Below are 8565 nucleotides of genomic sequence, written 5' to 3'. Positions count from 1 at the left end.
GTCCCAAGCCCCCGCCCCCGCCCTGGGACCCCGTCCGGGGCGGCCCCGGCGACCCGGCCCTTCCGGCGCCCGCCGGGACCGCGCCCCCCGCCGAGGCCCGGTCCTCGGGGCGTTTCCTGGCGCGGGCCGCGATGGTCACCGCCGTGCTGTCGGTCGCCGGGTCGGTGCTCGGGCTGGTGCGGGACCAGGCGCTGGCCCGGCTGTTCGGGGCCGGGGGCGAGACGGACGCGTTCCTGGTGGCGTGGACGGTGCCGGAGTTCGCGGCGACGCTGCTCATCGAGGACGGGCTGGCCTTCGCGCTGGTCCCGATGTTCAGCCTGGCCCTGGCCAGACGCGCCCGGGGCGTGGGCGGGGACCCGGTGCGCGCGCTGGTCGCCTCGACGCTGCCCCGGCTGGCGGCGGCCTTCACCGCCGCCGGTGTCCTGGTCGCGGTCGCCGCACCGGTGCTGGTGCGGGCCCTGGCGCCGGGGCTGCCCGACCGGGCCCTCGCCGTGGACTGCACCCGGCTCACCGCCACCTGCGTCGTCAGTTTCGGGCTCGCCGGGTACTGCAGCGCCGCGCTGCGGGCGCACCGGCGGTTCTCGGCGCCGGCGGCGATCTACGTCGCCTACAACACCGGCATCATCGCGGTGATGTACGTGCTCGGCGGGCGCTGGGGCGTGCGCGCGGCGGCGGCCGGGGTCGCGGTGGGCGGGGCCCTGATGGTGGCGGCCCAACTGCCGTCGCTGCTGGGCCGGCTGCGGCGCCGGGAGGGCGTCCGGACCGTGACGCTGCCCGACGACGGGCCCGCCCGGCCGCTCGCGCTCGCCCTGTTCGCCACCGTCCTGCTGTTCGCGCTGTGCCGTCAGTCCCAGGTCCTCATCGAACGCTTCCTGGCCTCCGGTCTCCCCTCCGGCGCCATCTCGCACCTGAACTACGCGCAGAAGGTCGCCCAGATCCCGATGACCCTGTCGCTGATGCTGTGCACGGTCACCTTCCCGGTGGTGGCCCGCGCGCTGGCCGACGGCGACACGGAGCGGGCCCGCGACCGGGTCGAGCGGGACGTGGCACTGGCGGCCTGCCTGGTGCTGCTCGGCGCGGCCACCGTCGTCGCCTGCGCTCCGCAGATCGTCCACCTGCTCTTCCAGCGCGGCGCGTTCACGGCGGACGACACGGTGGCGACCGCCGGTGTCATGCGCGTGTACGCGCTCGGGCTGCTCGGGCAGACCGTGGTGGGCGCGTTGTCCCGCTCCTACTTCTCGGCGGGCCGCGCCTCCTGGTACCCCTTCGCCGCGATGGCCGCCGGTGTCGTCGTCACCGCCGTCGCCGGCGCCCCGGCGGTGGGCCCGTGGGGCGTGCGCGGCATCGCCGCCGCCAACGCCGCCGGCATCACCGTCACCGCCGCCCTGCTCCTCGCCGGGATGGGCCCGCGCAGCGTGCCGGTGCGCGTCCGGCGGGTCCTGGGCGACCTGGGCCGGCCGGTGCTGGCGGCGGCCGTGGCGACCGGCGCGGGCGCCCTGGCCGCCGATGCGGTCACCGGCGCCGGAACCCCGTCGGCCGCCCTGTCGCTGACCATCGGCGCCGCCACCGTCGGCGGTGTCTTCGTCGTCCTCTGCCTGGCCCTGGGCGTCCGGGACCTCGCCCCCGCCCCGAGGCCGGCCCGTCCCGTCCGCTCCGTCCGCTCCGTCCGCCACCCCGTCACGCAAAGGCACCCGCATGGCCGTTCACGCTTCCGCTTTCCCTTCCGCAACGACCGCTGACGCCCGGCCCGCCACCGTTCCCTGGATCGCGATGTACCACTCGGTCGGCGACTGCTCGGACGACCCGTACCGCATCACCGTCACGCCCGCCAGGCTGGACGCGCAGCTCGGCTGGCTGCGGCGGCGCGGGCTGCGCGGGGTGCCGGTCGCCGAGCTGCTGGCCGCCCGCGCCAGGGGCGGTGGCCGGGACCTGGTGGGGCTGACCTTCGACGACGGGTACGCCGACTTCGTCGAGCACGCGCTGCCGCGCCTGCGCCGCTGGGGCTGCGGGGCGACCCTCTTCGTGCTGCCGGGACGGCTCGGCGGCGACAACGCGTGGGACCCGCTGGGCCCGCGCAAGCCGCTGCTGGGCGCCGACGGCATCCGCCGCGCCGCCGCCGAGGGGATCGAGATCGGCTCGCACGGTCTCACCCACACCGACCTCACCACGGCGGACGCCGCCACGCTGGCCGCCGAGACCGCCGGGAGCAGGGCGCGGCTCGCGGAGCTGACCGGCACCCCGGTCACCGGCTTCTGCTACCCGTACGGCACGGTCGACGCCCGCGCCGCCGACGCCGTGCGCGCCGCCGGGTACGGCTACGCCTGCGCCATCGACCCCGGCCCGCTGACCGGCCCGTACGCGCTGCCCCGCGTGCACGTGGGCCAGCGGGACACCCCCGTACGGCTGCTGTTGAAGACGCGGCTGCACCGCCTGCGCCGCCGGGCCGCGGCCGGGGTGTGAGGTGGCGGACGTGAAGGCCCTGCACATCATCACCGGTCTCGGCGTCGGCGGCGCCGAGCAGCAACTGCGGCTGCTGCTGCGGCACCTGCCCGTCGACTGCGACGTCGTGACCCTCACCAACCCGGGACCGGTCGCCGAGGGCCTGCTGGCCGACGGCGTGCACGTCGTCCACCTCGGCATGACCGGCAACCGCGACCTGGCCGCGCTGCCCCGACTGGCCCGCCTCATCCGCACCGGCGGCTACGACCTCGTGCACACCCACCTCTACCGCGCCTGCCTCTACGGCCGCGTCGCGGCCCGCCTGGCCGGGGTGCGCGCGGTCGTCGCCACCGAGCACTCCCTCGGCGACTCCCAGATGGAGGGCCGCCCCCTCACCCCGGCCGTGCGGGCCCTGTACCTGGCCGGGGAACGCCTCGGCAGCGCGACGGTCGCCGTCTCCCCCACCGTCGCCGACCGGCTGCGGCGCTGGGGGGTGCCCGCGCCCCGCATCGAGGTCGTCCCCAACGGCATCGACCTGGACCGCTTCCGTTTCGACCCGGTCCGCCGGCTGCGCACCCGGCGCCGCCTCGGCCTGCCCGAGGGCGCGTACGTCGTCGGCGGCATCGGCCGGCTGGCGGCGGCCAAGCGCTTCGACGTACTGGTCCGCGCCCTGGCCCTGCTGCCGCCGGACTGCTGGCTGCTGCTGGTCGGCGGCGGGCCCGAGGAGCACCTGCTGCGCCGCACCGCCCGCGAGGCCGGGGTCGCCGACCGCGTGCTGCTCACCGGCGAGCGCCCCTACCTGCCCGACGGTTCCCCCGGCCCCGACCTGCCCGCGCTCACCGCCGCGATGGACGTCCTCGCCTCGCCGTCGCCGGAGGAGGCCTTCGGCCTGGCCGCCGTGGAGGGGCTCGCGTCCGGGCTGCCGGTGCTGTACGCCTCCTGCCCGGCGATCGAGGACCTGCCGCCCGGTTCCGCGCCCGGGGCACGGCGGGTCGGCGGCGGCGCCGGGGAGTTCGCACGCGCCCTCGCCGAGACGCGCGCCTCGGGCGGCCCGGTCCCCGGCACGCGCACCGCGCCCGAGGCGGCCCGGCACTACTGCGTCACCCGCAGCGCCGCCCGGCTGATGGACGTGTACGCGACCACGCTCACGCATCCGCTGCCCCCGTCCCCGGCACCCCAGGGAGTCAGTTCCGCATGACCGAGCCCCTCACCCAGTCCCCGGCCGGACCCGCGACGGCCGGACCCGCGACGGACCCCGAGCCCTCACCCCCCTCACCGCCCGCACGCCGGGACCGCGCCCGGACCGCCCTGCGCCGCGCCGGGCGCCGCTCCCTGCGCCGCCTGCGCTCGCTGCCCGCCTGGTCCCCGCTCGCGGCCGGTGTCCTCGCGGGCGGGCTGCTCGGCGCCGGGTACGGCCTGCTCGCCACCCCGCGGTACACGGCGACCAGTTACGTCGTCGCCGTCCCCGCCGACGGCTCCGACCCCGCCGCCGCGCTGGGCTTCGCGCAGGCGTACGGCAGGGTCGCCACCCAGCTCGCGGTGCTCGCGGACGCCCAGATGTGGGCCCACGTGCCGGTGGCGACCCTGGAACGCGGTGTGCGCACCGCGACCTCGCCGGACGCGCCGATGGTCTCGGTCACGGCCACCTCCGCCGACCCGGAACAGGCCGCCGACATGGCCAACGCCGTGGCCCGCGCCCTGACCCGGCACGCGACGGACTCCGCCGACGACACCCACGTGGAGCTGCGCCAGTTCGCCCGGGCCACCGAGCCCACCGAGTCGTCCTCGCCGTCCGCGGCCCTGACCGGCCTGGTGGGCGCGAGCGCGGGCGGTCTGCTGGGCGGCCTCGCCCTGCTGGTCCGGCCGCGCCGGGCCGGCCGGGAGCCCGGCGGTGCGGCGGCGGCCGTGCCCCAACCGGCGTCGGCGGCCGACGGCCGCGGACCGCTGTGACGTACCCGGAACCGCCGGGGCCGCGCGTGCCGCCGCCCGGCCACACCGTCGAACTGGTCACCGACGCGGCCGCCTTCGCCGCGCTGGCCCCCGAGTGGCGTCGGCTCCACGGCCGGTGCGCCGCCGCCACCGCGTTCCAGAGCCACGCCTGGCTGCACTCCTGGTGGCGTTCGTACGGTTCGCCCGGCCGGCTGCGGGTGGTGCTGGCCCGCGCCGGGCGTGAACTGGTCGCCGCCGCCCCGCTGATGCTCGTACGGCGCCCGGTGCCCGCGCTGGTGCCGCTGGGCGGGGCGATCTCGGACTACGGGGACGTGCTGCTGGACGACGGACACGGCCGGGACGCCGTGACCGCCCTCGGCGCGGGGCTCGCGGCGGCGGCCCGCACCGCGCTGGTCGACCTGCGCGAGGTACGGCCGGGCGCCGCCGCCGAACGGGTCTACGCGTGCTGGCGCGGGCCCCGGCGCCGGCTGGCCGACTCCCTGTGCCTGGAACTGCCCGCCCTCCCGCTGGACGAACTGGTCGCCCGGCTGCCCTCGGCCAAGGCCCGGCAGCGGGTCCGCGCCCAGCTCCGGCGGCTGGACTCGCTCGGCGTCAAGAGCCGGCCGGTCCTGCCCGACGAGGCGGACACGGCGGTACGGCGCCTCCTCGAACTGCACCGGCTGCAGTGGCGGGGACGGCAGGTGACCGGCGAGCACCTGCGCCCCCGCTTCCGCGAGCACCTGGTGCGGGCGGCGGGGCCGATGGTGCGGTCCGGGGACGCGGTGGTCACCGAGTTCCGGATGGACGACGAGGTGGTGGCCGTGGACCTGACGCTGCTGTCCCCCGGACTGGCCGGCGGCTACCTGTACGGTGCCCATCCCCGGCTGCGGGAGCGCAAGGCGGACGTCGCGGTGATGCTGCTGGACGCGTGCGCCGGGTACGCCCGCGCGCCGGGGCGCTCCACGCTGAGCCTGCTGCGGGGCGACGAGCCCTACAAGCACCGCTGGCGCCCCGACCCGGTGCCGAACCAGCGGCTGCTGCTGGCCCGCCGCCGCACGGCCCCGCTGCTCGCGGCGGCCCTGTGCGACGCGGCCGCGCGGCGGCGGGGCAAGGAGCTGCTGCGGCGGGCACGGCGGAGGGAGGACGACGGTGCCGGCACCACCTGACCGGCACCGCGACCGCCCCCGCCGCGCGCCGCTACTCGTTGCGCGCGTACCAGTCCAGGCGCAGGCACAGCTTCCCGCCGAGCCAGTGCTCCACCCAGTCACCCAGCTCCAGCGGCGAGCAGTCGGCCGGGGGCTCCGGCGCGGTGGACGGCGCCGGGGGCACGGGCGGCGCGGTGGGGGTGCCCGGCTCCTCGGGCCCGTCGGTGCGGCCGTAGAGCACGGACCGGTAGACGGCGGTGGAGCGGGGATTGTCGTCGCACTGCCAGACGCCGTGCGGGCAGTAGTCGGTGACGGTGTTGTACACCGGCCGGTGCTCGTCCATCCAGGCGAGCATGCGCCGCATGTACGCGGCGTTGTCGCCGTTGCGGAACAGCCCCCACTCCGGGTACGAGACGGGCTTGCCGTGCGCCTTGGCGAAGTCGACGTGGGCCTGGAGGCCGTAGGGCTCCTTCACCTGCTCGTCGAAGGACATGCCGCGCGGCTGGTCGTAGGAGTCCATGCCGATGATGTCGACGGTGGAGTCCCCCGGGTAGCACTGCGTCCACGGCACGGCGTCCCGGCCGCGGCTCGGCGCGAAGTCGAACCGGAACTTCTGGCCGGGCACCGCGCGCATAGTGGTGACGATCCGGTTCCAGTACGCCTTCCACGCCTCGGGGTCCGGTCCGCAGCGGTGGGTGTAGGTGGTGCCGTTCATCTCCCAGCCGAGCACCAGGACCGTGTCCGGCACCTTGAGGGCGACGAGCCGTTCGGCGAGGGCGCGGAAGTGGTGGTCGAAGCGCCCGGCGGCGCCCTGGCGCAGCAGGTCGCGCACCTCGCCGTCGCCGACGTGCTCCTCGTTGCGCTCCATCATCGGCACGTTGAGGACGAGCATCCGGTCGGCCTTGCGGGTGCGCCAGTCGGCCCACACGTCGAGGAATCCGGGGGCGCCCTCGATGTTGCTCCAGCGGTCGCCGGGCAGATAGGTGTGGCCGACGCGCAGTTCGGCGCCGCCCAGCCAGTGGCTGAGCGCCGCCATCCGGGCCACGCCGCGCGGCCCGTAGTCCAGGTAGGCACCGAAGGCGGGGGTGGGCTCGGCGCCCGGCCCGGGCTCGGGTGCGGCCGGTTCGCCGGCGGCGGCACCGGGACCCGCGGCCAGGAGCGCCGCCGTCGCGATCACCGCCGCCACGGCGTGCGCCGCCCGCCGCCCGGACCGGGCCCGTGACTGCCGTACGGCCATGGCCGCCTCCTTGGTTCTGTGGTCCGGTCTGCTCTCCATTACTGACAGCCAGTCATATGAGGTGCCGTCACGCCACCGCCGTTACGGCTTTCGAGTGCGGCGATCGCCCGCACCGGTGAATCGCCCCGGCCCTCGCTCGAACCAACCCGAATCCGAAGGAAGTCACCCGTGTCGCTGTTCGACACCCGGGTCCCCGCCGTCGTGCTGCGGACCGACCGGAACCCCTTTCACCACGGAACGCTGGGTGCCGTGCGCTCGCTCGGCCGCGCGGGGGTGGACGTGCACGTGGTCGCCGACTGCGCCGGCAGCCCCATCCGCGCCTCCCGCTACCTGACCGGGCTGCACGCCCCGCCGCCGCCCGGCGCGTCGCCCGACGAGATCGCGGTGGTGCTGCGCCGCGTCGCCGCGCGGATCGGCCGCCCCGCCGTACTGGTCCCGATGGACGACGCGTGTGCCGTGGCGGTGGGCCGGGCGCGGGCGGACCTGGCGCCCGCGTTCCTGCTGCCGGACCAGCCGGACGGGCTGGCGGAGCGCGTGGCCGACAAGGCCGAACTGGCCGGGGTGTGCGCGTCCCTGGACCTGCCGCACCCGGAGACCGTCGTCCCGGACGGCGCGGCGCAGGCGGCGCGTGCGGCGTGGCGGCTGGGCCTGCCGGTGGTCGCGAAGTGGAGCCGGCCCTGGCTGGTGCCGCCGGGCGGCGGGCTGCGCAGCACGGTGCTGGTGCGCTCGGCACGGGAGGCCGGGGAGCTGTACGAGCGGGCCGCGGAGGCGGGCAGCCGGCTGCTGTTGCAGGCGTTCCTGCCGCCTGGGCCGGACCGGGACTGGTTCTTCCACGGGTACGCCGACCGCTCGGGCACGGTCCGGGCGGGCGGTCCGGGCCGCAAGACGCGGGCCAGGCCGCGCGGGGCCGGGCTGACGGCGGTGGGCCGCTGGGCGCCGAACCCGGCGGTGCGGACGCTCGCGGAGCGGCTGGTGGCCGAGCTGGGCTACCGGGGCGTCCTCGACCTCGACTTCCGCCGCTGCGGCTCGACCGGCCGCTATCACCTGCTCGACTTCAACCCGCGCCCCGGCGCCCAGTTCCGCCTCTTCACCGACACCGCGGGGCTGGACGTCGTACGGGCCCTGCACCTGGACCTGACCCACCGGCCGTTGCCGCAGGGGGCGCCGCGGCCGGGGCGGGTGTTCGTGGTGGAGAACTACGCGCCGCTGGGCGCGCTGCGCCCGGCCCGCGAGGGGCGCGGGGGCCGGGAGCTGGCCTGGCACGCCCGGGACGACCGGGCGCCGGGCCGGGCCCTGTGGGCGTTGTGGGGCGCGCACGTGGGCGCCCGGCTGCGCGCCCGCGTGCACCGGGGCCGCGCCCGCCCGGACACCGGGGCCCCGGCCCGGGCCCGTGTCGTGCGCCAGGCCTCCGCACCGGCCGCGGACCGCACCGGTGTCTCCGACCGCCCGGACGAGGACCGGGCGGGCGCCCGTTGAGGCACCCGCGCGGCCGTTCGTCCGCCGGCCACGACGACGCCCCCGGTGACCGTGCGGGGCACCGGGGGCGTCGCAACGAGCGGACCGGGGTGGGATCAGCGGCCGGCGGCGGCCCGGCCCCGGCGGTACAGGATCGCGCCGCCCGCGATCAGCACGGCACCGGCGGCCGCGGCGCCGAGCGTGCCCTCACTGCCGGTCTCGGCCAGCGCGGGGGGCCGCTCCGTCTGGGGAGCCGGCGGGGTGTGCTCCTCGTGGGTGGGCGGCGGGGGCTTCTCCTCGCTCGGGGGCGGCGGCTCCTCGTGGGTGGGCGGCGGGGGCTCCTCCTCGCCGTAGCCGGGG

General features: G+C 77.7%; 8 protein-coding genes. 6 read left to right on the top strand and 2 right to left on the bottom strand.

Annotated elements, in window-relative coordinates; all coding sequences use genetic code 11:
- From murJ to IG88_RS0137150, 5 genes are all read left to right on the top strand, one after another.
- On the top strand, positions 1–1739 hold a 1739-nt coding region (murJ, locus tag IG88_RS0137170; RefSeq protein WP_051852221.1), incomplete at its 5' end, for a lipid II flippase MurJ.
- 31 nt (positions 1740–1770) lie between these two features.
- Positions 1771–2460: a polysaccharide deacetylase family protein gene (locus IG88_RS0137165; protein WP_031051100.1), complete on the top strand. Its 690-nt coding sequence runs from the start codon at positions 1771–1773 to the stop codon at positions 2458–2460.
- A 10-nt stretch (positions 2461–2470) separates the two neighbouring features.
- Positions 2471–3637: a glycosyltransferase gene (locus IG88_RS0137160; RefSeq protein ID WP_031051098.1), complete on the top strand. Its 1167-nt coding sequence runs from the start codon at positions 2471–2473 to the stop codon at positions 3635–3637.
- Positions 3634–4389, top strand: a complete 756-nt coding sequence (locus IG88_RS0137155; RefSeq protein ID WP_031051096.1) for a hypothetical protein — start codon at positions 3634–3636, stop codon at positions 4387–4389. Before IG88_RS0137160 ends, IG88_RS0137155 begins: the two co-directional genes overlap by 4 nt.
- Complete coding sequence (locus IG88_RS0137150) at positions 4386–5534, top strand: GNAT family N-acetyltransferase (protein WP_051852220.1); 1149 nt, start codon at positions 4386–4388, stop codon at positions 5532–5534. Before IG88_RS0137155 ends, IG88_RS0137150 begins: the two co-directional genes overlap by 4 nt.
- A gap of 31 nt (positions 5535–5565) precedes the next feature.
- Here IG88_RS0137150 and IG88_RS0137145 read toward each other — a convergent pair whose 3' ends face one another.
- Positions 5566–6750 carry a glycoside hydrolase family 26 protein gene (locus IG88_RS0137145; RefSeq protein ID WP_031051091.1) on the bottom strand — a complete coding sequence of 395 codons (1185 nt, stop codon included), beginning with the start codon at positions 6748–6750 and terminating at the stop codon, positions 5566–5568.
- 168 nt (positions 6751–6918) lie between these two features.
- Here IG88_RS0137145 and IG88_RS0137140 point away from each other — a divergent pair, with 168 nt between their 5' ends.
- Positions 6919–8226 carry a hypothetical protein gene (locus IG88_RS0137140; RefSeq protein WP_031051088.1) on the top strand — a complete coding sequence of 436 codons (1308 nt, stop codon included), beginning with the start codon at positions 6919–6921 and terminating at the stop codon, positions 8224–8226.
- A 95-nt stretch (positions 8227–8321) separates the two neighbouring features.
- On the opposite strand, the gene IG88_RS40510 is transcribed toward IG88_RS0137140, so the two are convergent.
- A partial coding sequence (locus IG88_RS40510; protein WP_031051085.1) for an LPXTG cell wall anchor domain-containing protein occupies positions 8322–8565 on the bottom strand: 244 nt, incomplete at its 5' end.

The organism is Streptomyces sp. NRRL F-5650, from assembly GCF_000721365.1.
Taxonomy (GTDB): domain Bacteria; phylum Actinomycetota; class Actinomycetes; order Streptomycetales; family Streptomycetaceae; genus Streptomyces; species Streptomyces ardesiacus.
The sequence above is the reverse complement of the archived record's forward strand: the minus strand, read 5'-3'. Positions and strand labels throughout refer to the sequence as shown.